This window comes from Streptomyces sp. NBC_01016 (assembly GCF_026341035.1).
In the GTDB taxonomy this organism is placed as follows: domain Bacteria; phylum Actinomycetota; class Actinomycetes; order Streptomycetales; family Streptomycetaceae; genus Streptomyces.
The window spans coordinates 2,224,839-2,247,027 of sequence record NZ_JAPEOQ010000002.1 but is presented as its reverse complement, the minus strand read 5'-3'; the positions used below and the strand labels follow the sequence as shown (position 1 = coordinate 2,247,027).

The following is a 22,189-nucleotide window of genomic DNA, read 5'->3' as shown; positions in this document are numbered from 1 at the left end:
CCTACCCTCCGTACGGATCGTCTCCCACCCCCCCCCCTGGCCCGGCTCCAGGTGGCCAGACGCCGGCCGGAGCAGCCCGCGGCACTGCACTCCAATGCCTCGCTCCAGTCGTCGAATGTCACCTCCGGTGACTGCGCGAAGGGCGGGTCGGCGGGCGATGGGAGTGCCGTCATGGGCCCATCCAAGAACACCCGTCCCAGCAGTCACCAGCGGTTCGCGGGATCTGCTGTTCCCCGGCAGCCCGCGGGAGTATGCGCAGCGCCGAGAGAGAGGAGGCCAGCCTCCGCGGACGGGGCACAACGCCAATGCCCCACGGACTTGGCCGAGTTGGTGTTGTAGACAACCAGTCCCCCGGAGATGACGCTGGGTGTCCGACGGTTGCGGGGCTGGGAGGGGACCATGGGGCGAGTCGAGGAACTGAGAGATCAGACGGTCTGGAAGAGCGATCCGCACACGCAGGTCAAGCACCTGGTGTACCGGCACTACCTGCAGTGCTGGATGGCCAAGATCCTCCAGACCTTTCCCGAGGCCACAATCGTGGACGCCTTCTCAGGGCCCGGCGTCTACAGCGACGGCCCGGCCGGCTCCTCCATCGTCGTCGCCAAAACGTTCCTGGAACACACCGCGCACCGCCGCTTCGGCCGGCTCAACCTGATCTGTCTCGAAGAACGACCGGACCGGGTGGAAGAGCTCCAGCGGCAGTTCACCGAGCTCCCCCAGTCGCCTCAGCTGAAGGTCAGCATCCAGCCGCCTGGCGCCTTCGCCGAACAGCAAGCCCGACTGGCGTCATTGGCCCACCTAGGACGTCCCGAGACCCCCGTGCTGTGGCTGATCGACCCCTTCGACCTGAAGAGCGCGCCGTTCACCTCGATCCGCCAGTGCCTTGGCGGGCCCCGCGACGAAGTGCTGTTCACCCTCTTCACCAATGAGCTGCACCGCTTCTGCCAGCGCGACGGCTTCGACAAGACGATGACCGGCTACTTCGGCGGCACTCACTGGCAGACGGCGATAGCCGAGCGCCGTGCCGGCACCCGCAAGGAAGCCTTCGCAGCGGCCTACCAGCAAGGCCTCCAGGACCTGGGCCTGTTCACCGGCGGCTTCGGCATCAAGATCAGCAACCAGAGCGCCCGCTACCACCTCATACTTGCCACCCACAGTGAAGCCGGCCTGAAGTGCTGGGCGCCCGTCACGTGGAAGCTGGACAGCTACAGCGGCCAGGGTGCCTCTGCCGACACGGCAGACGCACCGTCCCTGTTCGACGAGGCCTCGGTCGTGGACCGCCTCGACGTCGCGCTGCGGGCGCACGCCGGGACCGAGCAGCGGTGGGAGACGCTGTCCAGCGAGGCGGCCCGCCTGAACCACATGGACAAGCACCTGCGCAAGGTCCTGGACCACCTGGCCGCCCAGGGGTTGGCGATCCGGGTCGACCCGGTCAAAGCTCGCACCGCCTGGCCAGAAGGCAGCACCGTACGGTTCTACGCCCCCGACGACGTCGCCGACGAAGCCTCCTAACCCGCAGGAAGCAGCGGACGATCCGGCATGTCGTCCCAGGTGCGGCCGTCCAGCTCCCGGCCACCGGCCTTCGGAGTGCGGCCGCCCCACTGCTTGAAGAAGAATGCCACCTGGACTTCCTGGCAGGCGTCGCGGATCTGCGCCACCCACTCCTCGTCCAGGAGCCGGTGCCCGGGCCCCGACTCGCCGCCGGCGATGACCCAGTCGATCCCGGACAGCTCCAGACCGTCCAGCGGCCCCAACAGGGGTTCACACGACAAGAACTTCACGGCCGCCGGCACCTGCCGCAGATCGTCGACGCGTTCCAGTTCCTTGGCCGTCTCCACGGAGACGCCCATCCACAGGTTCTCGGGCCATTCCAGGCGGTCGGCGACCTGCCGCAGGCGTCGCGCGCGCTTGGTGAGCACCTGATAGGTGTGCTGCGGCGTGTCCGCGATCACCTCGAACACGCGCCGTACGTAGTCGAGCGGCACCCGGGCATGGAACAGATCGCTCATCGAGTTCACGAACACGGTGCGCGGGCTCTTCCAGCCGTACGGCACCCGCAAAGCGTCCGGATGCACCGTCAAACCGAAGCCCGGACCGGACGTTCGCGGGTCACCGTCGGCCTGGTACTTGGGCGAGCCCATCGCCTTCAGCCGCTTCGCCAGTGCCAGCGCGTAGCAGTTGTCACAGCCGCTGGAGACGCGGTCGCACCCCGTCGTGGGGTTCCACGTCGCCTCGGTCCATTCGATCGAGCTGCGATCACTCACGGCCGGCCCTCCATCCCCTCGAACCGAGCCCCGTCTCCGGCGGCACGTGCGTGGACCGCTGACTGACCAACGAGCCCCCACACCACCGGACACCGGCATCCAACCATCCGGCACCGAGGGCGTCTCGGACATTCCCCAATTCGAACACATGTACCCATCCTTGTGGTAGTAGACCCTGCAAAACCAGCCAGTGACGGGAACTGCGGACGTTCACGCCAGGGCCCAGGACGTGAGGCCGACGCTCAGATGCCCCAGGCCTGACAGCCGCTGCACCTGGACGGCGTTCTGCGACTCCACCCAGACGACCCCAACTGGGCTCATGCAGAGGGGCGTTCGGGGCGCCGAGCGGTAGTGGCGGGGCGAAGTGGCCCCACCTCGGGTCTTGCGGTGCCACGGTGGCTGTAGTCCGCCAATGGGTGCTGTAGATGTCCTTGACCAAGCAGGAGTCGCTTGACCAGATCCGCCGGGACAGCTGGCAGCAGCAGTTGTCGATCCAGCCATTGTCGAAGAAGTACGGCGTACACCGGCGCCTGATGCGGCAGGCGCTGGCCTCGACGGTGCCGCAGCCACGCAAGCTGCCGGGCGGACCTCGCCGCGAATGGAGCCGTACAAGAAGACGTTGGAGCAAGACCTTCACCGACCCACGGCTCTGCGCGCCGATCGTGGACCGGTTCACCTTGAACGCCACCCTGATCGGGACCGGCACCGAATCCGACCGTCTGGCCCGAACCAAAGCGGACAAGCACCACGGGATGAAGCGAGAGACCCTTCCTCAACTTCGGACGCGATCAACACGGGGTCATCCCCGCCGCGGAGCGAGTTGAGGATGTGGGGCCAGGCTGCCGCTCCCAAGGCCGCGTCGGCTTCGGGCGTGCCTCCGTAGAGGAATTGCGGGGATGCCGGCGCGGCACTCTCACCAGGAAGCCGCGGGCGGTGGCCGGCATCGTGGCGGGCGATCACACGCACGGCGGCCCCAACCACGCTTCGGCGCCCGGCCAGTTGTTCGGCGAAGGGAAGGGACGGCCACATCGCATCGTCTCCGCCTGCCACCAGCAGGAGATCGGCCCGGGCCTGGTCCACGGCGATCTCCGCCGGAGAAAGCAGGTGAGCGAACGTCAGCGCGCTGCGTTCGTACCAACCACGGATGGCGACCGGCCCGCTGCCCGGCTTGGCGGGAGTCCAGGAATCATCCAGCGGGACGAAAGGCAGCGCCTGTTCCCGCCAGGTCCAGGACGACCGGTACGGCCGCTGCGCTCCGTCGCGCCCCGGTCCGACGTTGCACCAGACGCGCGACGTGGGCGACAGCGCGATGACCACGTCCACGCGCGGATCGTGCACGGCCGTGAGCAGAGCCGCCTCGGCCCCCTTGGAGCTGCCCAGCACGCCGATGCGTTCTGCCCCGTTCCTCTGGAGGAAGCCGACTGCGGTGGTGAAGGTCTCCAGGGGGATCTCGCAGATTCCCGGGGACTGGCCCGGCCCGCCGAACCAGCGGACCGACAAGGCCGTCATGCCCTGCTCGGCGAGGATGCGCGCTCTCTCCCGTTCGATGCGCCCGCTGGAACCCGCCAGCACCAGAACGCCGATGCCACTGCCGCAGACGGGAGCGACCAGAACACCTTCCCAGGGATCGGTCAGCTCGCGCTCAATGACATCCACGTGGCCCTGTGGGTGCCGAATATTACGTCGACGCAGTTCAGCCCTGTTGTCGCGCCGACGACAGCGGTCGGCAATGATCACTGCCCATGCTCGTACGCCTGGCCTGCATCGCCGTCCCCCACGCCTTCACCGCCCTGCGGCTGATCCCTATGAGCGACCACGACAAGGACGTCGAGATCCTCGCGCTGCGTCACCAGCTCGCCGTCCTGCAACGCCGGCTCGGCAGCCAACGCCCCGGCTTTCAGGAGGCCGACCGCGCCTTCCTGGCCGCTCTCCTCGCCCCGCTGCCACGAACCGCCCTGCGCCGGCTACGACTCATCGTCTCCCCGGACACTGTCCTGCGCTGGCACCGCGACTTCATGAATAGCCGTCACGTCCATCTCAGCCGCAACCCGCGTCCCGGCCGCCCCCGCACAGTCACTTCCGTCCGCCGCCTCATACTCCGCCTCGCCGAGAAAAACCCCACCTGGAGCTACCGGCGTATCCACGGCGAACTCACACTCCTCGGCATCAAACTGGCACCCTCCACCGTCTGGGAAATCCTCAAGACCGAAGGCATCGATCCTTCAACCCATCGCTCGAACGTCACCTGGGCCACATTCCTGCACTCCCAGGCCGAGGCAATCCTCGCGATGGACTTCATCGAGACCGTCACCCTCACCGGACAGCGTCAGTACATCCTCGCCGCCATCCACCACGCCCACCGAAACGTCCGTGTGCTCGGCACCACCGCGCATCCCACCCACGCCTGGGTCACCCAGGCGATCAAAAACCTGGTCATGGACCTCGAAGACGCCGGACAGCTCACCGCCATCAAGTTCATGATCCGCGACCGCGACGCAAAATACCCCGCCGTCATCGACGAGATCCTCTCTCACGCCGGGATCCGCACCGTGCTCACCGCCGTCCGCACGCCACGCATGAACTCAATCATGGAACGCTGGGTTCGCAGCCTGCGCCGTGAACTCCTCGACCGCACCCTGCTCTGGAACGAAGCCCACCTGCGGCAAGCGCTCCGCGAGTACGAACAGCACTACAACCATCACCGCACCCACCGCACACTGCAGGCTGCCGCACCCCTCCGAGTCGTGCCGGAACCGCTCAATCCACCACAGCTCAAGCCGCTTCGCGTTCGCCGACACGATCGTCTCGGCGGCGTACTCCACGAGTACCAACATGCTTCCTGACCTGCATGGACGCAATTATCGGCACGCACACCGGGGCCGATCCATCAGCTCGTTCAGCAGGGCATCGTCCACGGCCTCCGAAACAACCGTGGCCGCCTTGTCGGCCTCGACGCCACTCGTCACGTCAGCCATCAACTGTCGCTCTCTACACGGGAGTTACACCGCTCACCGTACAGACCCGATCCCGGCCCCGGTCGGCCTGGGACTAGGCGACGAACCCTGCATCGCCACCAACGTTGGTGATCATCCGCCGCAGCACCTTGATCGCGGCGACGTACTCCTCGTCGCCGACCCCCGCGCGCAGCCGCGTTTGCGCGCCCGGGATGACCTCGCCGGTGACCTGCTCCCAGGCCGTGGTCCCCGCTTCGGTTCGTATGAGCAGGCCCTGCTGGTCCTCCGTGAGCCAGTCCCATTCGACGAGGTCCCCGATCGCTGCTTCGATGACGGACACGTCGACGTATGGCCGCGTCTCGGCGATCTTCGTGGCTACCTCGTCCCGGGTGAACTCACCCTCGCTCTCGCCCACCCGGAATAGGGACCAGGCGTGCGGCTGCCGGATGCCGAGCTGTCCGAGGGAGTCGTTCATGTGCCCGACGATGGCCTGCTGGGCGGCTCCGGCCCAGTAGCCCATGGGCTGGGTGAGGAGTTCGGCATCGGTGAATTCCATCGCGGGGTCTCACAGTTCGCGTCGAAGGTGCTGCTTGCTGAACACCTTGAACGCTAAAACCACAAGTGAGGTTGAGGTCAAGCCGTTGGAGGAAAGGGCCGGTTTCCGGGGGAGCGAATACTCTCGCGGATCTACGACCTCACGGCATGAACGATCTCACCGCGGAAGAGCTACACCCAAAGCTATTCACGGCTCTCGCCGCTGCGTGCAACAGGCGAACCGACCCTCAGAGGACCTCTGTAATCCAGGCCGGCGTACGGTCGAAGAGCATCCTGCACGGCATCCCAGCGAGCACCAGCTGCGCCCCAGACTGAGCCAACGCGCACAGCCGCACCGTGCGCCTCGTCAAGGGATCGCTGCAGTTCACTGGGCATCGAAAGCGTGATGTGGTCGTGGCGTGGCCGTTCGCCTGGAACTTCAGGCGCGACAGGAACATCCTGAAGACACAGGCGTCACACCACGCGCAGGGAAGTGGTCACCACGCGCTCTCACCACGCCACCGGACGTATCGCCCGGCTCTGTCGCCTGACGCTGCCAGCAGTGGGAGGCTCTTCAGCCCCGTCCGGCCCTCAACGCAAGCTTCGTTCCGCCTCTCCCACTCGCCCCTGCATCAGCCCAAGCGCTTACCAGGGCCATGCTCATGGGATACGGGCTGCGGCTTGGCGGACACGTGCACTGGTGTCGATGCGGAGCTGTTCGGTAATGGCCTCGTACTTGCGCTGTTCATCCGGGGAGAAGTCGGCAAGGGAGTGAGCCAGGGCGCGGCGTACTCCAGGGTTGGCGTCCTGGGCGAACACGCGCGCCAGGGACGGGTCTCGGTGATCGGCGCGGCCCCAACAAACCACGGCAGAGTGCCGAATGGACTCTGAGGCATGAGTGGCCATCAGGGACACCGGGGCGGGCGTCAAACGGTCGAGTGCGAGCATGGCCTGTGCCTGCAGCTGGCTATTGCCTCGCACTTGTGCGGGGCGGGTCAGTAGGGGCAGCAGGCGCTGTTCGACGCGGGCGGCCTGAGCGCCTGTGGTAGCGAGAGCGGCGGATGCCTGCAAGACCTCTAAGGGAAGGCGTCCCTCCCTTCCCTCATTGATCTTGTGGCGGCTCAGGGGGTGCTGGGTGCGTCGGTCAAATGCGTCGGACGGGTGCTCTCCAGGATCGTCGTAGAGGCACATGATCCGTTCGAACATGGTGTCTCGCATGGCCGCAGGCAGGGTTTCGGCGAGGATGGACAGTGCATGAACAGCGTCGGATCGTCGGTCAGCTGTGTCCGTGCGGTCTTCGGCCCACAACAGGAGGTGTGCTGTGACGCGTTCACGCAGGATGCCGGCCGCCTCGCCTGTGCCCACGGAGACCTCATCGTTGGAGTACACCGTGAGGAACGCCGCGCACTGTCGCGCGGTGGTGCCCACGGAATACAAGGGGCGATCCGTTCCCACTGGTTCGGCCAGCACGCTGTCGGCCAGTTCCCGTGCGGTCTCGGCGACCGACGGGTCGTCTACCCGCCAGTGTGCGAGGAGAGCTGCGGCCCCTCGGTGTCCCTGCTGCGCCCGCTCTCGGACCACTGGTACAACTGACGACAGGTGGGAATGAAGGTCGGCCAACAGCACGTCGGCTCCGTTCATATCGAGCTTCCATGCATCCAGCAGGGCTTGTGCGGCTTGGCCCGCCAAGGGCAGGTCGGCCTTGATGCAGGCGCCGAGGAAAGCCAGCATCTGCTTGTCTACGAACCGGGAAGTGGTCGGCTCTCTGGGTATCCATCCGACCAACAGCGGAAGGACCTGTTGCCCTGATGCCTCCGGCAGTCGCTCATCGAGCGCTGCAAGCGCTCCGAGTGCCTGTATGACCGTGCGTATGTCTCCTTCTGCCGACTGCGAGCCCGTGATGACGATGTCCGTCAGGCGGGCGGCGATACCTGCGACAGCGTCATCAGGAATGAGATCCGCTTGCTGGCCGGTCACCGCTGCGGCAGCGCTGCGTACCCACCGAGCCCTCATCTGCAGGAGGGTGCTTACATCGAGGAACTCGGATGCTGGTTCGGCGGCGGAGCAAGCGTCCTTCCTGCGGCCCGCAAGGACGAACTGACGCACGGCGTGCTTCACTTCTCCTGCGCGTTTGAAGACTTCCCCGTATCGCTGGTGTGCGAGGTTCTCGTCGGTCAGGGCACCGGAGAGCCGGTCTTGCCACAACCATTGATGCGCGGCTCGCGAGGCGTCCGGAAGATTGTTGTCGACCAGCCCTTCCAACGCGCTGACGGCTGGACTGAAGGAGAGTTCGAGGAGCCGCGCGCCTTTGGCGCCGACCGTACGGGCCGAGAGCATGGCTTGGGACGATTCCCTGAGTCCAAGGTTGTACTGGTCGGACAGAAAGGAAATGGCGCGAAGGGCGTGCCGGGCATCGCCTCCCAGGCCCTCTCGGGTAGCGACCAGTACTGCGCGCCGGTAGGCCTCGATGGCCTCTTCTCCGAGGTCTGCCAGGGCCAGGGCTCGTCCGCGGCGCATATGCACCAAGACTGCGAACCGTTCCTGTAAGCGGCCGCCCAGAGCGCGCCGATTGAGGTCGGCGTAAGAGTCTTCCGGGCCCTGTCCGGCGCGGACGGCCAGGTCTGCCAGACAACACTCCAGCCGCAACCGCAAGAGCCCCTTCTGTGCGGGGGCGACCTGGGAAACCAGGTCCGACAGCTTCGCCGGATGATCGTCGGGATGTTCGTCGACAACGATCTGCTCGATGACTGCCAGCACCAAGCGGGCTGCTAGTGGATCGCTGGCCCGCACCACAGCCTCAAGTGCGGCGGTCACCGGCGGTAGGGCATAGCCGTGCTCGAACCAGTCGGCCAGAGCCTTCAAGACGCTGTAGATGTCGGCAGCCGTGCCACCGGCTTTGGAAGCCAGCCGCTCCAAGCGCTCATCGACAAACATACGGTCGCCGGAGTCATACCGATCCAGCAGCAACTGAACCGCGACGGTGAATGCCGTGTCGGCCTGCCCAGCGGCCGCCAGCAGATCACGCTGGCGAGTGCGCAACTGGGCGGCATGCCCGGTAAACGAGGCCTGTTCAAGTGCATCCGCCAGCTCTCCGAAGAGCTCGGCGGCCGGCCCAGGCTCTTCCGTCTCCGCGAGCTGCTGAGCGCGGTGCAGGGCGTCGGCCAGGTCCAAATGCTCGAGCGGGTCATTCAACAGCGCGTAGCCATGCGGTAGGGACGAAACTGGTGTCGCTTCTATCCCGCAGAACGCCTTGGCCCACTCCGGGCCGAACACGCCAGCGACAAGGGACGGACGATCTCTCAAGGCCCCAGATAGGGCGCGTGCATCGTACAGGTCGATGTCGATGTCGCCCTGGTAGCGCTCCTTTAGAGAGACGAGTTCGTCCTCCACCGGCGTGTCGTCGACGATACAACCGGCTGCCAGGACAAAGCGCACCGAGTCGAACCGTCGCTCGGACCACTTCTCTTCGGGGGTAGTCGTGCGGGGTGGGCCGGCGAAGTCTGTAACGGCTGCACGGAGCGCGGGTGCGGACAAGGAGACGATCCTGCGCACTTGATAGACGTGCGTCTTGCCCTTTTTCCTGCCAATGAGGTCGAGTCCGCCCTGATCTTGTCCGGATCGCCCGTAGCCGCGGATGTCGTTCATCCCATCGACAAGCCACATGACCTCGCTAACCAAGCGCTCGAACACGGGCGGGGAAAGCTCGCCGAAGGGCAGTGCATCAGGGGCAGAGAGGGGCGGGGTGAGGGGACGTTCACTGCGCCGACTGACAAGCGCGCCGAGACGGATTTCCTCCGCGGGCCAGTCCGAAGCCATCCTGCACTCCTTGCTCGCCACCGACCGGCGGCGCTCACTTGTCTCAGGCGGGCACGGGGGATGCTATCGGGAGGGGACTGCAGACCTACAATGCCGCATTGAGGATTCACTGTCACCCTAAGTGGTCATTTCAACCGAAAAATGGATATGACTGGAAGATGGGGAGGGGCGTGCGCGCCTGGAGCGAACCGTCATGCGGGCGACAGTCTCAGTCGACACAAGAAACGGAATGGCTTGGTCCGATTGTCAGTGGCAGGTGGCACTCTTTGAGCATGACTTTCCGGGGAAAGTGTTCTTATCGAGGGTATTCCGACGTACACGGGCGGTGTTCCATGGGTGGTCGGGTGATACGCGTGCACAGCGCTGCGCTGCCGTCCCCTGACGGCTGCCGCTGGTGTGGTGACCAACCGGGGCACCACGGTTCCCAATGGGTGGCGTCGGTCGGACTACACACGTGGGAGGCACCCACGCCGCAGCAGCGACTGATGCGCATGAAGGCACGGCGCGCGGCGCGCCAGGCCACCGCAGCTACCAGAGATGCGGCCCCGCGTTCTGCGCGCGACTGACGAGAGAGTCGAAGATCGTCGACAGGGCGGCGGGGATGCGGTCCGCAGCGAGGTGTGCTGCGATGCCGACCATGAGGTCTTCCTTGTTCTGCGGTCCTTCGGGAGAGCCGCCCTTGAGCAGGGCGAGCAGCTGCGAGCTGAACTTGCCGGCCCGAAGCTCTACGATCTCTTGGGGCTGCCAGGGGCCACGTTCGGGATTCGGCTTCCACAGTGCGTTCGCCGTCTCGGCCCAATCGTCGTCGGTGAACAGGTCCTCAAGCTCATTGGGGGCGCCGAGGTAGAAGCACTCCTTCTCGAGGTCGAAGCCGTGTTCCTTGAGCTTGTCGTCGCGGAAGGCGCGCCTCTGGTTGGTGCGGCTGTCTTTGTCGACGACAAAGGCGACGTCGCGGCCGTGATCTTTGAGGAAACGGGCGAATCGCAGCGCTCCTTCGTTGCTGCCGCCGGCCCACAGGCAGATCCCGGCAGACTGGATCGGGAAGCTGGCGTGCTTGCGAAAGAGGATGGGGAACGCGGATGTCTCCGATACTCCCTCCACAGCGACGAAGAACCGCTCGTGCAGGAGGACGCTGTTGCGGAAGCCCAGCGTTGTCGCGATCGTCGACAGGTGTCGGCGCACGTCCTCGTCCGCGCTGTCATCGTTCAGGACCTCCGCCCGAACCCGGCCTTCCTGGGTACGCAGGTGCACCACGGAGGAGATGTCGACTCCGTCGATCAGGTTGAGCGAGTGCGTCGCCACGATGACGCGCGCGTTGGGCCGCGAAGCCTGTAGCTGAAGCAGCGCCATGATGCGCCGCTGATGGGCGTAGTCGAGATGGGTGTCGGGCTCGTCGTAGACGAACAGGACATCCGACTCGGGTGCCTGCGTGACGTCGTGCTGCCCCAGGAGTTCGTTGCTGCTCTCCCACAAGGCCAGCGAGATCCGGCGCGAGCGGCCGGTGCCGGCGGACGACAAAGGAAAACGGCGGCCATGGGAGTCCATGACGTTCAACTCGACGCCTACAAGCGCCGGGCGCACCTGCACTTGGGGAGCCAGCTCTACCGAGGGCAGGGTGCAGCGCTGCGCGATGTGACGGCGGATGCTGTCGATGTCTTCTTTCAGCGACTCGGCGAGATAGTCCTCAAGATCCGATACTCGCTTGGATACCTCATCGGCCCGCGTGTACTCCCGCAGCCGGGAGTTGAGCAGACTCTGGATCACGGCCTCGGGCGCCTGGACGGAGTCACCCTTGAAATACACCATCGTCGGCAGAGCCGCGGCCACTTCGGAGTGTGCCAGCACCCACGCGTCCACCTGCTTCATCTGCTGGGCCAGCGCTCCAAGCGGCTGCTCCCAGCTGGCCCTGGCGTTCGCCTGCCCGACTGGATCGATCCCGTGTGCGGCCGCAAGTTCCTTCAACCGCGGAAGCTTCACCTCCGCCAAGTCACGCAGTTGGGGGTCTTGGCAGACACGGCGATGGATCTCCAAGAACATGCCCGCTTCTGGCCGGTAACGTCGCCGGACTCGTACCTGCTCGGGCAGTTTGAGACGGATCTGCTCATCGGCGCTGAGGCTGAAGCTGCCTGTCACGACCGTCTGAGGAACGCGCGCGTGCGGGGCAGCTGCATCCTCCGCTGACTCCTGAAGCTCGCCGTCGCCCACGTAGGTGAGATCGTTCTCGCTCAGTACTGTGCCGTGCAGCAAGAAGTTCAGCGCGTCAAGAAGAGCAGTCTTCCCGCCCTCGTTTTGACCGGTCAGAACCGTCTGGGAAAGAACCGGAACTTCGGCGACGTCCGCAAGGCAACGAAAGCCCTCAACGGAGACGGAACAGATCTGCACGCGTGCCTCAACTCGACGACAGTGGACGGGTCCTGGATGGAATGATGTATGCGTCAGCCCGAGACGCGGCGGTAGGCGTAGCGGCCCTTGACGAACTGGGCCAGGAATCCGCCCTTGCTGGCAGCCGCCATCAAGGCCGCGTGCACGCCTGTCGGCACGCCGTCGTAGCGATAGACCGCCCCGCTGTGAAAGGCGACTTCGAGCGCCTGATCCTGCGGGCTGTAGCCCACCGACCGGACATTCGAGGAGCGAACCTGCTCGTGCAACAAGACTCCTCCTGCGGCCAATGTGTCAGGCGTTGCATGATTCACCGATAGTAGCGTCGCCCGGGCGGAGTTGGCAGAAAGTACCCGCCTCCTGCTGACCGTGCGGCTGCCGGAAATGTCATCCGCACGGCTCAGAAGGGGCTTCGACGCTGCGGCAGGATGAGCACTCGTGCCACTCTGTCTCGCCTGCCTAGCCGTCCCCACCATGTTCGCCGCGCTGCGGTTGCTGCCGATGAGCGACCGCGACGAGGACGCGGAGATCCTCGCCCTGCCCCACCAGTTCACCGTCCTTCAGGGACAGCCCGGGGCGAGCCGGCTCAAGTTCGCCCCGGAAGATTGGGCCTTCATTGCCGCTCTACTGGTGCCCGTGTCCCCGTGAAGTCCTGCACCGGCTCCAGATACTGGTCCGTCCGGCCCGACACCGTGTTGCGGCGGCGTCTCGACTTGATCAAACGGCGCCATGCCCGCACCTGCAGACCGACGGGACCGGGCCGATCACACAAACTCCGCTCGCCCCACGCGCTGGTCCTGCATCTGATGCGGGAGAACCAGTAGCGGTGCTACCGCAGGGTGCACGGCGAACTCGCCACCCTCGACACCAAGGTCGCCGCCTCCACGTCCAGGAAACCCTCACTTCCGTCGGCTCGTACGGCACCGAGGTGCGCGATCCTGGAAACATGAAGATTGAGGTCCTCGTAGCGCCAGCTTGTCCTCACCGCCAGCTCACCGAGGAGCGACTGCGACAGGCGCTTGACGACTGCGGGCTGAACACCACGGACTTCACCACGAGAGTGATCACCGACCTGGCCGAGGCCCGTAGAGCTTGGTTCAAAGGCTCCCCAACGGTCCTGATCGACGGCCGTGATCCGTTAGCCGAAAGCGGTGCCGTGCCCTCTCTCGCCTGCCGGACCTACCGTTCTGCCAACGGCCCAGCTGGGGCGCCCAGCGTTGCCCAACTCCTGCGGGCCCTACAGGTGGCGGTTGACTATCAGCATGCGGAAGAGGAGCGTGCCCGCCTCGCCCAGGAAGTCATCACCAAGCACCTCACGCAGGAGGTCAACGCGGCGGACGAGCAGGCAATGAACGCAGTCGGCACGCTGGAGGCTCAAGCCCTAAGCAGTGCTGCACGGCAGGCCAAGGTCCGGCTGCGACGATGGCAGGCCGAGAGCCTTTTGGATGTCGACACGGCACAGGCCGTGGCCCGCGCCGTTCTGCAGCCCATGGAGGACGCTCATACGCTTGCGATGCACTCCGGGGAAGTGATGGACGTAGCTGAATCCCAGGAGATCGGGCGGAGGGCTGCCGTGACCCGTTACTGGCTCCGCGACGTTGAGGGGTACGACATCCCAGATGACTCAAGGCATCGTGGCCTCTGAAGTTGAGAGAGCACCAGAAAGAACACCTACGGGCGGCCGGAACTCGAGACGATGCAGGGCTGGCTGCGGCCGTTCGCCAACTGTCGCCCGGCATTGACCGCGAGAAGCTCAACCAGGGCCTGGAGTTGATGATCCACAGCCCGGCCCTCGGCTGGGGTAGAAACCAGTTCCAACCTCCAGAGCGGCGGGATCCGGAGGCGGGTGGAGAAGAGGCCCGCCCAGGTGCTCGTTCCGGACCGGGCTCTCGCCGAGAATCAGTCACGCTGTTCCGAACAACTGCCCCTCCGCCTTGCCCGGTGCTGCAAAGCTGACGGAGTGATGTATGTCGTGACCGTAGACACCCAGACCTCCGAAGGCGCCCCGGAGATGGACGAGTTGCAGCGCGTCGGGGCCATCGCGCTGCTGGAGCAAGGATTCGACGCCGTCGAAGGCATCGAGGGCCGGGACGGCATGGAGGTGGAGGTCGTCGACAGCCTCGTCGCCGTCCACCCCGGCGGCGCACTACTGAAGGTCTTCGCGCACGCCCCCACGCTGGAGATCGCCGAGGAAGCAGTCCGCGCCCTCGTCCAAGAGCTCCTGGAACGCACGGAGTTGCTTGCCGAGTGGACCGTCGAGAAGTGCGAAGTTCAGCTCCACCCGGAGCTTGCCCAGGAAAGCCTGGACGCCGCAACGGGCCCGGAAACCCCCGCCCCTGACCCAGCGTCGCGACGCGCCCACCTGGCCCAGACCACCCACACATCCGCACCGAGTGAGGCGGAGATCGCGGCGGATTCCGAGAAGACCCGCCGCCAGATGCTGGCCCTCGCACCCCAGCTCAAAGCCTTCGGACCGCAGATGTTCGGCGTGATCACCGAAGAGGACAAAGAAGATGAGGAATTCGGCGACTACGAGGGCACCGCGGATGAAGACGCTCAACTGGCCGCCGGCGCCCTGATCTGGGCCACAGACGTGATGATCGACCAGCTGTTCATGGACGTCCACACCCTCACCGAAGCGGACACCAACGTCGCCGAGTGCGAAGACGTGCTGTGGCACCTGGAGGACCTGCCCCGCCGCTACGCCCTGCGCTACGACGAACAGTTCGCCCGCCGCTTCCTGGTCACCATGATCGCCATGACCACCCGGTTCACGCAGGGCACCTTCACCCAGCTGAGCTGTGTCACAGAGGAACTGGCACTGCGGCTCCTGCTGAACGAGGCGAAGGTCTGCCTGGAGACCTTCGGCCTGCTCGACGACGGTGTCGAGCAGGCTCTCGACTGCTTCGCCGACCTCGTGTACGAGGACATGGACCATGAATGGCTGTACGACGACGCCGCCGACGGCATCGAGGACAGCCCCGTCGGCGAGATGCTGCGGATCGCACCCATGGGGCTCGCCGACTGGTTCAAGCCCTTCAACGACGGCCGCTACGTCCACCCCTACGCGATGGACACCCTGACCGGAGAAAGCGAACCGGACAGCGGGGAACACGAGCGGAGTTGATCTCCCAATCGAGTCATGTCAGTCGGTGCTGGCATCCGTATGTCAAGGGGAGCCGTTATCCCGACGGCAGCCGGTGGGCGCTCGCCTCCAAGAACTCTGGCAACCCGCGCTGCAAGCTCAGTACCAGCCACCTGCGATCCCCGAAAGCGCTCCTACAAACCGCTCCGGACGCATCCGGCTGCAGCAATGCCATCAAATCCGAGTTCCTCGCGGAGAATGCCGACTCCTGCACAGTCGAGTCCTCGGCGGCGACATCAGCGAGTACAGATACACAGCCTGACCGGCAGCAACAAGTTTCGCCCCCCACAGGGCCATGAAGCGTGGCGAACGTATACACAGGACGAGTTCAGCGTCGAGACGTGCCCTCGCCTCAGTTCGCGGCGAGAGCCCGGACCACCTCCGTGACGTCGTCCACCGCGTCGAGGTCACGGACCAGCCGCACCGCGCTGCGGACCTTGTCCGAGCCCGGAGCAGTCACAGCCGCCGACGCGCAGTCCTCGAACTTGCGGGTGATGTCGCCCCACATCATCGGCGCCTCGGTACTACCCGGAACACCGGTGCCGGTGCGGCTGACACGCCGGCCGTCACTCAGCACCAACTCCACACGCCCCGGCGGGAGTTCCATCGTCCAGTCAAGGCTCTTGTCGGGTACGGGGACGACCCTGCGAGCCACGTCCAGTACCTCGGTGTCCCGCAGCGCCTCAGGCAGGAAGTCCGACACCCGGACGGTGCCGCGGACGGCGGCAACGGCCACCAGGAACGGGAGGCTGAACTTTGCGTCGACGAGCGTGGACGGGGCTCTACGGGCGTCGAGGGGACGGCACATCAGGTCGTGGTAGTCACCGACGTGGACGCGGATCTCGTCGATGTCGTCCGTGGCCAGGCCGTGGTCGGTCATGAGGCCGATGGTGGCGTGGATGTGGCTGTGGGCGGTGCCGACCGCCGGCCAGGGCTTGTAGAGCGTTCCGCCGCCCTGGTAGTCCGTTCCCAGGTCGGCGAGGATCGCTTCGCGGTCGTAGACGCCCCCGAAGTACGTGCGGAAAACGCCGTGTTCGCCTTCGAAGAGATCCGGGACACCTGTGATGCCCTTCTGGGCGAGGAGGGCTGCGGTGACCGCTCCCCTGGCGGAGAAACCCGCGTACATGGCTCGTAGGTCGCTGCCTGTTCCCGCGACCACCTCCATGACGCCGCTGGACTGCATGCTCGCGGTGCCCAGGGCGTCCGCCAGACGCTCACCGGACAGGCCGAGTACGCGGCCTGCCGCCGCAGTCGCGGCGAATACTCCCAGCACGGTCGACAGGTTCCAGTCCTTGCGCCAGCCGACGTTGCGGCGCAAACGGGCGAACAGGTCCTGCCCGGCCGCGACCGCGGCAATGAGGTCGGCGCCACGGACACCGCCCTGCCGTTCCGCGACCGCGAACGCGGCCGGGACGATCGAGCTGGAGCAGTGCTGGCCCCACGGGGTCTGGTCGTCGTAGTCGAGGCAGTGCGCCATGGCGCCGTTGGCGAACGCCGCCGCCATGGCCGGGACCTTCCCGCCGAAGGCGAGGACGGATGCCTCCGGGCGGCCGCCGCCCTCCCGGACCAGGTCGATGACACCGCGCACGGCCGGCTCAGTGCCGCTGGCCGCGAGGATCACTCCGAGTGTGTCCAGGATGCTCTTCTTGGCCGCTTCGGCGGCCTCGGGCGGAAGGTCCTCGTACCGGGTCTCGGCGGCGCACGCCGCCAGGTGGTGGACGATGTCGTTGGTCGGGAAGGCCATGTAGGTACCTCGGTGGGGGTGGTTCGTTGCTCAGGGGCTGTTGATGCGGGCGACCGTCGCTGGCTTACGCGAGTCGGTCCGCCACTTCCTGTGGCAGGCCGATCGACTTCAACTCGGTGTACGTTGCCAGGCCTTCGGGTCCGTTCTCCCGGCCGAGGCCGCTCCCCTTGAAGCCGCCCATCGGGGCTCCGGGTCCGGACGGGTTGCCGTTGAGCTCGACCATGCCGGTCCTGATCCGACGCGCGATGTCCAGGCCGTGATCGACGTCGGAGGTGAAGACGGCGCCGCTCAGGCCGTACGTGGAGTGGTTGGCGATCGCGACAGCGTCGTCCTCGTCGGCGTAGGTGAGGACCGAGGCGACCGGGCCAAAGATCTCTTCCTGCGCAATGCGCATGCCCGGCTCGACCCCGGTGAGCACCGTCGGTTCGACGTACCAGCCCCGCGAAAGGTCCTGGGGACGGCCGCCACCGACCACCGCCTTAAAGGCTCTAACAAAAGCTGCTGATCATGAGTGTTTCGGTCTGTCTGTCCGTAGGTCTGGTCATGGGAGAGCGTCAGTCGCGGCCATGGATCGTGTCGGACGAACTGTGGTCGATGATCGAGCCGTTGCTGCCGAAGCCGGGCCCGAAGAAGGTCGAGGGCAGACCGCGGGTCCCGGACCGGCAGGCACTGTGCGGGATCCTCTTCGTGCTGCACACCGGCATCCAATGGGAGTACCTGCCCCAGGAGTTGGGCTTCGGCTCGGGCATGACCTGCTGGCGCCGGCTCGCCGCCTGGAACGAGGCGGGCGTGTGGGACGAACTGCACCTGGTGCTGCTGAAGAAGCTACGGTCGGCGGGCAAGCTGGACTGGTCCCGGGCGGTGATCGATTCCTCGCACGTGCGGGCCGCTCGGCGGGGCCCAAAAGCGGGCCGAGCCCGGTCGACCGCGCACGGCCGGGCAGCAAGCACCACGTGCTCACCGACGGCCAGGGCATCCCGCTCGCAGTGTCGCTGACCGGCGGGAACCGCAACGACGTCACTCAGCTCCTGCCCCTGCTCGACAAGGTCCCCGCCGTGGCGGGAACGGTCGGACGGCCACGCAAGCGGCCGGACTTGCTGTTCGCCGACCGCGGCTACGACCACGACATCTACCGCCGCCAGGTACGACAGCGCGGCATCCGCCCGGTGATCGCCGAACGCGGCCAGCCGCACGGCACCGGACTGGGCACCTTCCGGTACGTGGTCGAGCGCACGATCGCCTGGCTGCACGGCTTTCGTCGCCTGCGCATCCGCTGGGAGCGACGCGATGACATACATGAAGCATTCCTCGGCCTGGCCGTGTGTCTGATCACCCACCGCCACGTACAACGCCTCTGTTAGGAGCTCTTAGTGCCCTCGTCGCGGGCGATGGCCAGGTACTTCTCGACCACCCCTCGTTGGCGCGCGCTGACCAGCGGGCCGATATGGGTCTCGGGGCGTCCAGGATCGCCGAGCGGCATGGACTCGACGAGGGCCACCAGTCGGTCCAGCAGTTCCTGGTGGCGGCGCGGCGAGACGAGGATGCGTGTCTTCAGGGTGCAGATCTGCCCGCTGTTGCGGAAGGAGCCGAGGCGCAGCGCTTCGACGGCCTGGTCCAAGTCGGCGTCGTCGAGGATCAACGCGGCTGACTTGCCGCCCAGTTCGAGGCTGACGCGCCGCAGGTCCTGGCCGCACAGGGCGGCGATGCGGCGGCCGGCCACAGAGGATCCGGTGAACGACACCTTGTCCACGTCGAGGTGGGTGACGAGGTACTCACTGGCCTCGCGGTCGGCGGGCACCATGTTCACCACACCGGGCGGTAGGCCGGCCTCGGTGAGCAGCTCGACGAGACGGTAGGAGCTGAGCGGCGCCTCGGGCGAGGGCTTCAGCACCACCGTGCAACCGGCCAGGAGCGCGGGCGCGATCTTCTGGACAGCGATGGACAACGGCATGTTCCACGGAATGACGGCGGCGACCACGCCCACCGGTTCCCGAGTGACCAGCGCGGCCGCACCGTTGAGGGATCGCCGCACCTCGTCGAAGCGGAAGTCGCGCGCGAGGCTCAAGTAGGTGTCGAGGACGCCGAGCGGCGCGACCACCTGGATGGTGCGTGACTGCGTGATCGGGCAGCCCATCTCCTGGGTGATCAGCTGCGCCAATTCCTCACTGTTCGCCTCGATCCCGTTGCGCAACCGCTGCAGGACGCCGATACGTTCCTCGATCGGGCTGGTCGCCCAGCCGCCGTCGAACGCGGCGCGGGCTGCCGCCACCGCGCGATCCATGTCGGCCGGCGAGCCTGACGGAATGGAAGCGACCGGCTCCTCAGTGACCGGGGAGATCACATCGATCCGCTCTGCGGTCGCGGGCTCGACCCACTCACCTCCGATGAAGAGACGGTCGTAGCGGGTGTGCCGGTGCATCGAGTTCCTCCATGGTGCGGTGTGGGGTTTGGTTCCTGACCAGTTGGGGCCGAGTGTGGTGTCAGCCAGCTTGAGTCGGCTCCTTTGCCGAGCGGTCCTCGTGGCACGCACCGGGGGCCCTGACGCGCGAGTGCCGGAGGTCGAAGTCCTTCGTCTCTGGTGTGAACAGCACGACGACGAAGGCGAACACGCTCACGCCCATGATGTAGAAGGCGGGCGCCACGGAGGATCCGGTCGCACTCACCAGTACTCCCGAGATGAGTGCGACGGTGCCACCGAAGAGTGCGTTGCCGAGGTTGGTGGCAATCGCATGCCCGGAGTAGCGCATCGACGTCGGGAACAGCTCTGTCTGGACGGCGAATTGTGGTGTGGTGGTGAGCGCCGTGCCGATCATCAGGATGGCGGCGGCGCCGCAGGCGGCCGCGACGGAGCCGCTGGAAGCGAGCGCGAAGGCGGGGTAGATGCCTGCCACTGTCCAGAGGGTGCCAGCGATGAGCAGCGGTTTGCGACCGTAGCGGTCGGCCATGGCGCCGGTCACGGGATACAGGATCGCGCCGCCCGCGATCCCCGCTGAGGTGACGAGCAGCGCGGGGATCTCGTCCAGGCCGACGACGGTGAGCAGATACGTGTACAGGTAGCCGTTGAGTGCGTAGGTGACAAGGCCGTTGACCGAGGAGAGCAGTCCGGCGTTGAGCATGGTGCGCCGCTGGGTCCTGAAGACGGCCCGCAGCGGGTCCTTGACGTGTTCCGTCTTCCGCGCCTCGACGAACTCCTCGGGGTCGCTGAGGCGGGCGCGGAGCAGGACTCCGATCAGTCCGAGCAGACCGCCGAGGATGAAGGGGATGCGCCAGCCCCAGTCTTGGAACACGTCGTCGCCCATGGCACTGCGCAGGCCCACGATGAACAGGCCGACGATCGCGGCGGGCGCGAAGGCCATGGCGGCGCCGTATCCGAGCCACCTGGCACGTCGGCCCTCTGGCGCTGATTCGAGCAGGAAGCTGTAGGCGCCGCTGGTCTCTCCGCCCATGGACAGGCCTTGGCCGAGGCGCGCGGCGACCAGGAGCACGGTGGCTGCGATGCCGATGTGTTCGTAGGTCGGCACCAGACCGATGACCATGGTGCAGGCACCCATGGTCACCACGGTGACCACCATCATCCTGACCCGGCCGAGGCGGTCGCCGAGCCGGCCGAAGAGGATGCCGCCGACGGGGCGCATCAGGAAAGCGGCGGCGTAGACCGCGAACGTACTGAGCAGTCCTGCCGTGGAGTCACCTGCCGGGAAGAAGTGCGAGGCCAGGATGGGCACCGAGAAGCCGTAGACGAAGAAGTCGTACAGCTCCACGAAGTTGCCGAAGGACCCACCGATGATCCTTCGTCGGGCGCTTGCGTCTGTCATGCGGACTCTCCTCGTTGAGGCCCTATAGACGGGTGTCTGCTACGCGGCGTCGTCGAAGACGATGGCTGCCTTTCCGGCTGCCTGCCGGTCGAACTCCTGGTAGGCCTCGACGACTTGATCGAGGCGCCAGCGGTGGGTGAAGAGGTCGTCGACCGGGAGCTTGTTGCGGGCGATGAAAGCGGCGCACTGGCGCTGCTGCACGATGGACATCGTCCAGGAGGTCATGAGAGTCATCTGGCTGCGGTGCACGTCGACCGTGCCGAAGCGCGCCTCACCGCCGAGTCCGACCAGGCAGACCTTCCCCCACGGGGCGAGGGCCGCGATTCCGTCCCTGATCGCCGATGAGGCGCCCGAGGTCTCCAGGACAAGCGGTACGCCGTCTCCCCCGGTCAACTCCCGTAGCGCCTTCGGGGCTTGGTCGGCCGTCGGGTCTATCGCGGCAACCGCTCCGAAGCGTTGGGCGTGGGCGCGCCGCGCCGGCTCCGGGTCGATCGCGACGACCCGGGCGCCGCGTGCCGTGGCGAGCATGGTCGCGGAGAGTCCGACCGGGCCCTGGCCGAACACCGCGAGGTTCCTGCCCCCGATGTGGCCGAGGCGCTCCAGGCCTCCCCAGGCGGTGCCGGTGCCGCAGCCGATGGCGGCTCCCGCCTCGAAGCTCAGCGTGTCATCGAGCGGGACCAGGGTCGCGGCGGGCACCCGCATGAACGGCGCGTGTCCGCCGTGTTCTTGGGTGCCGAAGGCACGGAACGGCTGCCCGGTGCACATCTGAGGCCAGCCGGAGCGGCAGTGGTCGCACCGCGTACAGCCGATGTAGTGGTGGACCATGACACGGTCACCGACGCGGGCGGCGTCCGGTGGCACACCAGGGCCCACGGCGTGGACAACTCCGGCCGGCTCGTGTCCGTTGATGTGTTCCCCGGACGTGGTGGCCCGACCTGCCTGTTCTCGGTACACGTGCAGGTCGCTGCCACACATGCCGGACGCCTTGATGGCGACGACGACCTCACCGGGGCCGGGCTGCGGGTCGGGGAAGTCCCTGAGCTCAACGATGCGGTCGCCCAGGAAAACTGCGCCCTTCATTGTTACTCCGTAGGGTTGTTGGGATGGACGGAATCGCCAGTCGGCGAAGCCGGTGGAACCGTGCTTAGCCAGCAGCCCTCTTGCCGTCGAATATGAACTTGACGAAACGCTCGACGAGATACTCGGAGAAAATGCCGTGCACGAAGAACGGATCGTTCTCGATGTATTCGACGGCTTCCGCCCTGGTGTCGACGTCGAGGATGATGATCCCGCCGACAGGAAAGTCATCACCGTCAGGGAACGTGCCTCCACTCACGATAATGCGCGACCTGTTCGATTCGACGTATTCGAGATGTTCCGCACGGAGCGCTTTCTTCATTTCGCGAACCCCGTCACGGTCGGTGAATCTGATTGCGAACGGCACGAATGCTCTCCTTCATCGTGGCAACAATTTTCTGGGTGGATCCGAAGATCCCCGGCCGGACGCGGAAGCCTCCCCCCGCGGGGTTCCTCACCCA

General features: G+C 66.3%; 17 protein-coding genes and 2 pseudogenes. 7 read left to right on the top strand and 12 right to left on the bottom strand.

The window, feature by feature from the left end; genetic code table 11:
* Positions 1–399 precede the first annotated feature (399 nt).
* On the top strand, positions 400–1,512 hold the full coding sequence (gene tcmP, locus OG746_RS37005) for a three-Cys-motif partner protein TcmP (protein WP_266722752.1): 1,113 nt from the start codon (positions 400–402) through the stop codon (positions 1,510–1,512).
* On the opposite strand, the gene OG746_RS37000 is transcribed toward tcmP, so the two are convergent.
* Positions 1,509–2,264 (bottom strand): DUF5131 family protein, encoded by a 756-nt coding sequence (locus OG746_RS37000; protein WP_266722750.1) that lies wholly within the window; start codon positions 2,262–2,264, stop codon positions 1,509–1,511. The two genes, tcmP and OG746_RS37000, sit on opposite strands and share 4 nt — an antisense overlap.
* A gap of 620 nt (positions 2,265–2,884) precedes the next feature.
* On the opposite strand from OG746_RS37000, the pseudogene OG746_RS36995 reads away from it, so the two are divergent.
* A pseudogene (locus OG746_RS36995) lies at positions 2,885–3,088 on the top strand (hypothetical protein); the annotation flags it as partial.
* Between the two features lie 7 nt (positions 3,089–3,095).
* On the opposite strand, the pseudogene OG746_RS36990 reads toward OG746_RS36995, so the two are convergent.
* Positions 3,096–3,773: pseudogene (locus OG746_RS36990) on the bottom strand (acyl-CoA thioester hydrolase/BAAT C-terminal domain-containing protein); the annotation flags it as partial.
* 233 nt (positions 3,774–4,006) lie between these two features.
* Here OG746_RS36990 and OG746_RS36985 point away from each other — a divergent pair.
* Positions 4,007–5,107 carry an integrase core domain-containing protein gene (locus OG746_RS36985; RefSeq protein WP_266722748.1) on the top strand — a complete coding sequence of 367 codons (1,101 nt, stop codon included), beginning with the start codon at positions 4,007–4,009 and terminating at the stop codon, positions 5,105–5,107.
* 205 nt (positions 5,108–5,312) lie between these two features.
* On the opposite strand, the gene OG746_RS36980 is transcribed toward OG746_RS36985, so the two are convergent.
* The 4 genes from OG746_RS36980 to OG746_RS36965 form a co-directional block, all read right to left on the bottom strand.
* On the bottom strand, positions 5,313–5,774 hold the full coding sequence (locus tag OG746_RS36980) for a hypothetical protein (protein WP_266722746.1): 462 nt from the start codon (positions 5,772–5,774) through the stop codon (positions 5,313–5,315).
* A gap of 638 nt (positions 5,775–6,412) precedes the next feature.
* Positions 6,413–9,568, bottom strand: coding sequence for a HEAT repeat domain-containing protein (locus OG746_RS36975; RefSeq protein WP_266722744.1), 3,156 nt, complete (start codon positions 9,566–9,568; stop codon positions 6,413–6,415).
* Positions 9,569–10,096: 528 nt separating this feature from the next.
* A complete protein-coding gene (locus OG746_RS36970; RefSeq protein ID WP_266722742.1) occupies positions 10,097–11,950 on the bottom strand; it encodes an AAA family ATPase in 1,854 nt (617 codons plus the stop codon).
* A gap of 53 nt (positions 11,951–12,003) precedes the next feature.
* Entirely contained in the window at positions 12,004–12,219 is a 216-nt protein-coding gene (locus OG746_RS36965; protein ID WP_266722741.1) for a KTSC domain-containing protein, read from the bottom strand.
* Positions 12,220–12,385: 166 nt separating this feature from the next.
* Here OG746_RS36965 and OG746_RS36960 point away from each other — a divergent pair, with 166 nt between their 5' ends.
* The 3 genes from OG746_RS36960 to OG746_RS36950 all read left to right on the top strand — a co-directional run bounded on the left by OG746_RS36960 (position 12,386) and on the right by OG746_RS36950 (position 15,074).
* Entirely contained in the window at positions 12,386–12,595 is a 210-nt protein-coding gene (locus tag OG746_RS36960; RefSeq protein ID WP_266722740.1) for a hypothetical protein, read from the top strand.
* A 298-nt stretch (positions 12,596–12,893) separates the two neighbouring features.
* A complete protein-coding gene (locus OG746_RS36955; protein ID WP_266722738.1) occupies positions 12,894–13,592 on the top strand; it encodes a hypothetical protein in 699 nt (232 codons plus the stop codon).
* 318 nt (positions 13,593–13,910) lie between these two features.
* The gene (locus OG746_RS36950) at positions 13,911–15,074 is read left to right on the top strand and encodes a hypothetical protein (RefSeq protein WP_266722736.1); all 1,164 of its coding nucleotides are present in this window, start codon (positions 13,911–13,913) and stop codon (positions 15,072–15,074) included.
* A 370-nt stretch (positions 15,075–15,444) separates the two neighbouring features.
* Here OG746_RS36950 and OG746_RS36945 read toward each other — a convergent pair whose 3' ends face one another.
* Both OG746_RS36945 and OG746_RS36940 read right to left on the bottom strand, forming a co-directional pair.
* Positions 15,445–16,836 (bottom strand): MmgE/PrpD family protein, encoded by a 1,392-nt coding sequence (locus tag OG746_RS36945; protein ID WP_266722734.1) that lies wholly within the window; start codon positions 16,834–16,836, stop codon positions 15,445–15,447.
* A 64-nt stretch (positions 16,837–16,900) separates the two neighbouring features.
* Positions 16,901–17,311, bottom strand: a complete 411-nt coding sequence (locus OG746_RS36940; protein WP_266722732.1) for an aldehyde dehydrogenase family protein — start codon at positions 17,309–17,311, stop codon at positions 16,901–16,903.
* A gap of 68 nt (positions 17,312–17,379) precedes the next feature.
* Between OG746_RS36940 and OG746_RS36935 the strand changes: the two genes are divergently transcribed.
* Positions 17,380–18,197 (top strand): IS5 family transposase gene (locus OG746_RS36935; RefSeq protein WP_524540550.1). Its coding sequence is split into 2 segments (ribosomal slippage): positions 17,380–17,709 and positions 17,712–18,197, totalling 816 coding nucleotides; the frame shifts between segments, so codons are not numbered across the junction.
* Here the strand turns inward: OG746_RS36935 and OG746_RS36930 are convergent.
* The 4 genes from OG746_RS36930 to OG746_RS36915 form a co-directional block, all read right to left on the bottom strand.
* On the bottom strand, positions 18,194–19,255 hold the full coding sequence (locus tag OG746_RS36930) for an aldehyde dehydrogenase family protein (RefSeq protein WP_266722730.1): 1,062 nt from the start codon (positions 19,253–19,255) through the stop codon (positions 18,194–18,196). The genes OG746_RS36935 and OG746_RS36930 overlap by 4 nt on opposite strands.
* A gap of 61 nt (positions 19,256–19,316) precedes the next feature.
* Positions 19,317–20,651, bottom strand: a complete 1,335-nt coding sequence (locus OG746_RS36925; protein ID WP_266722728.1) for an MFS transporter — start codon at positions 20,649–20,651, stop codon at positions 19,317–19,319.
* Between the two features lie 39 nt (positions 20,652–20,690).
* Complete coding sequence (locus OG746_RS36920; RefSeq protein WP_266722726.1) at positions 20,691–21,731, bottom strand: zinc-dependent alcohol dehydrogenase family protein; 1,041 nt, start codon at positions 21,729–21,731, stop codon at positions 20,691–20,693.
* 64 nt (positions 21,732–21,795) lie between these two features.
* Positions 21,796–22,095 carry a YciI family protein gene (locus OG746_RS36915; protein WP_266722725.1) on the bottom strand — a complete coding sequence of 100 codons (300 nt, stop codon included), beginning with the start codon at positions 22,093–22,095 and terminating at the stop codon, positions 21,796–21,798.
* Between the last annotated feature and the right edge of the window lie 94 nt (positions 22,096–22,189).

Excerpts from the sequence above, each read along its gene's own strand:
- OG746_RS36975 (WP_266722744.1), bottom strand. The coding sequence starts at position 9,568 with ATGGCTTCGGACTGGCCCGCGGAGGAAATCCGTCTCGGCGCGCTTGTC.
- OG746_RS36925 (WP_266722728.1), bottom strand. The coding sequence starts at position 20,651 with ATGACAGACGCAAGCGCCCGACGAAGGATCATCGGTGGGTCCTTCGGC.
- OG746_RS36985 (WP_266722748.1), top strand. The coding sequence starts at position 4,007 with ATGCTCGTACGCCTGGCCTGCATCGCCGTCCCCCACGCCTTCACCGCC.
- tcmP (WP_266722752.1), top strand. The coding sequence starts at position 400 with ATGGGGCGAGTCGAGGAACTGAGAGATCAGACGGTCTGGAAGAGCGAT.
- OG746_RS36980 (WP_266722746.1), bottom strand. The coding sequence starts at position 5,774 with ATGGAATTCACCGATGCCGAACTCCTCACCCAGCCCATGGGCTACTGG.
- OG746_RS36920 (WP_266722726.1), bottom strand. The coding sequence starts at position 21,731 with ATGAAGGGCGCAGTTTTCCTGGGCGACCGCATCGTTGAGCTCAGGGAC.
- OG746_RS36945 (WP_266722734.1), bottom strand. The coding sequence starts at position 16,836 with ATGGCCTTCCCGACCAACGACATCGTCCACCACCTGGCGGCGTGCGCC.
- OG746_RS36930 (WP_266722730.1), bottom strand. The coding sequence starts at position 19,255 with ATGCACCGGCACACCCGCTACGACCGTCTCTTCATCGGAGGTGAGTGG.
- OG746_RS36950 (WP_266722736.1), top strand. The coding sequence starts at position 13,911 with ATGTATGTCGTGACCGTAGACACCCAGACCTCCGAAGGCGCCCCGGAG.
- OG746_RS36955 (WP_266722738.1), top strand. The coding sequence starts at position 12,894 with ATGAAGATTGAGGTCCTCGTAGCGCCAGCTTGTCCTCACCGCCAGCTC.